Source organism: Aeromicrobium sp., from assembly GCF_036676885.1.
In the GTDB taxonomy this organism is placed as follows: domain Bacteria; phylum Actinomycetota; class Actinomycetes; order Propionibacteriales; family Nocardioidaceae; genus Aeromicrobium.
In genome coordinates, this window is the sequence record NZ_JAKFCB010000196.1 from 1 (window position 1) to 2,275 (window position 2,275).

The 2,275-nt window shown below is 71.6% G+C and carries 3 protein-coding genes; all 3 read right to left on the reverse strand.

Going from position 1 to position 2,275, the window contains the following annotated elements; translation table 11 throughout:
• Positions 1-1,142 (reverse strand): cobyrinate a,c-diamide synthase (locus V6M46_RS09275; RefSeq protein ID WP_332664061.1); only part of this gene is annotated, 1,142 nt, incomplete at its 3' end.
• Positions 1,136-1,750 (reverse strand): cob(I)yrinic acid a,c-diamide adenosyltransferase, encoded by a 615-nt coding sequence (gene cobO, locus V6M46_RS09280; protein WP_332664063.1) that lies wholly within the window; start codon positions 1,748-1,750, stop codon positions 1,136-1,138. The genes cobO and V6M46_RS09275, both read right to left, overlap by 7 nt.
• The coding region (locus V6M46_RS09285; protein WP_332664066.1) for a vWA domain-containing protein at positions 1,750-2,275 on the reverse strand (526 nt) is incomplete at its 5' end. The genes cobO and V6M46_RS09285, both read right to left, overlap by 1 nt.

Sequence of the window (2,275 nt, forward strand, 5' to 3'; positions counted from 1 at the left end):
CCGGTCAGCTGGTCTGCCGGGACGATCGCGGTCCGGTACGACAGTGTGAGCCGCGGCGTCATGACGGCCTCGGCGTCGAGCGCACCGACCATCGGCATGCCGTCGACCGAACGACACAGGTAGAGCAGCCCGGCGCACTCGGCATACGTCGGCATGCCGGAGTCGACGGCTGCGCGGAGCGCCTCGCGCAGCGGCGTGTTGGCGGACAGCCCGGCAGCGTGCACCTCGGGGAATCCGCCGCCGAGGTAGAGCCCAGCCGTGCCCTCCGGCAGGGCCTCGTCGGCGAGCGGGTCGAACGTCACGACGTCACAGCCGGCGGCGCGGAGCAGCTCCTCGGTCTCGGCATAGCGGAACGTGAACGCGCGCCCGCCGGCCATGGCGACGACGGGTCTGCGCTCGCTGGGCGCCACGACCTGGTCGTCGGCGTTCCATGGCTCGGCATCCAGGTCCGGCGCAGAGCGCGCCAGCGCCAGCAGCTGGTCGAGGTCGATCTTCTCGGCGATCTGCGCAGCGAGCCGGTCCAGCGCGTGAGCGGCGTCGTCACGCTCGGCGGCTGGCACGAGTCCGAGATGGCGTGATGGCGCGACGATGCCGTCGTCGCGCTGCAGTACGCCGAGCACCGGCAGGCCGGTCGACTCCAGCGCGCTGACGACCTCGCCGGCGTGCCGCGGCGAGCCGGCCTTGTTGAGGATCACCCCGACGATCCGCACGGACGGGTCGAACGCGACCATGCCCTGCACCAGCGCGGCGATCGAGCGCGACGCGTGCGAGATGTCGACGACGAGGACGACGGGCGTACGCGTGACGGTGGCGACGTGTGCGGTCGACGCGAATCCCTCGCCGCCGATCTGTCCGTCGTACAGGCCCATGACGCCCTCGATGATCGCGAGGCCGGCCCCGCGCGCGCCGTGCAGGAGCAGCGGGACGAGTCGCTCCTCACCGACGAGGTGCGGGTCGAGGTTGCGGCCGGGCTTGCCGGTCGCGAGCGCGTGGTAGCCGGGGTCGATGTAGTCCGGCCCGACCTTGTGGCCCGAGACGTCGTGGCCGGCGCGGGACAGCGCGGCCATCAGGCCGGTGGCGACTGTCGTCTTGCCGTGGCCCGAGGCGGGCGCGGCGATCACCAGTCTTGGAAGGCTCACCATTCGATGCCCCGCTGACCCTTCTGGCCGTTGTCGAACGGATGCTTGACGTGCTGCATCTCGGTCACCAGGTCGGCGATCTCGACGAGGCGAGGGTCGGCGTTGCGACCGGTGATGACGACGTACTGGCGGCCCGGCCGGTTGGCGAGGGTCTCGACGACGTCGTCGACGTCGACCCAGCCCCACTTCATGGGGTACGTGAACTCGTCGAGCACGTAGAGGTCGTGTGTCTCGGCGGCGATGCGGCGCTTGACCTCGGCCCACCCCTCGGCGGCGTCGGCGGCGTGGTCCTCGTCGGAGCCCTCCTTGCGCGACCACGACCAGCCGGAGCCCATCTTGTGCCACTCGACGGGTCCGCCCTCGCCGGTCTCGTCGTGCAGCGCGCCGAGGCGTTCGAGCACGGTCTGCTCGCCGATGCGCCACTTGGCGGACTTGACGAACTGGAAGACGCCGATGTTCCAGCCCTGGTTCCACGAGCGGATCGCGAGGCCGAACGCGGCGGTCGACTTGCCCTTGCCGTCGCCCGTGTGGACCATCAGCAACGGTCGGTTGCGGCGCTGCCTGGTGGTGAGGCCGTCGTCGGGGACGGCTACCGGCTGACCCTTGGGCATCAGGCGGCTCCCGTCTCGTGCACGCCGGCGCGGACGACGTCGGTGAGCGCCGAGGCGCTGACCTCGCCGAGGGGTACGTACTCGGCCATCAGGTGATCGGCGAGCTGCGAGGCCAGGCCCATGCGGAACTTGCCGGTCTCGCAGTCGATGACCAGGCTCGCGAGGCCGGTCGCGCCGAGGTGCTTGGCGACCTGGTGCGCACGCCCGAGGGCGTTGTCGCCGTACGTCGCCCGGCCGTCGGTGATGACGACGAGCAGCGGCCGGCGGCGCGGATCGCGTACGCGCTCGAGTCGCAGCACGTCGGCGGTCTTGAGCAGCGCCTCGGCGAGCGGCGTACGCCCACCGGCGGGCAGCTCGGCCAAGCGGGTCGCGGCGATGTCGATCGAGCCGGTCGGCGGGAGCGCGAGCTCGGCGCCGTCCTGGCGGAACGTGATGAGCCCGACCTTGTCGCGGCGCTGGTAGGCGTCCATCAGCAGCGACAGGATCGCGGTCTTGACCTGCTCCATGCGCTTGCGCGCTGCCATC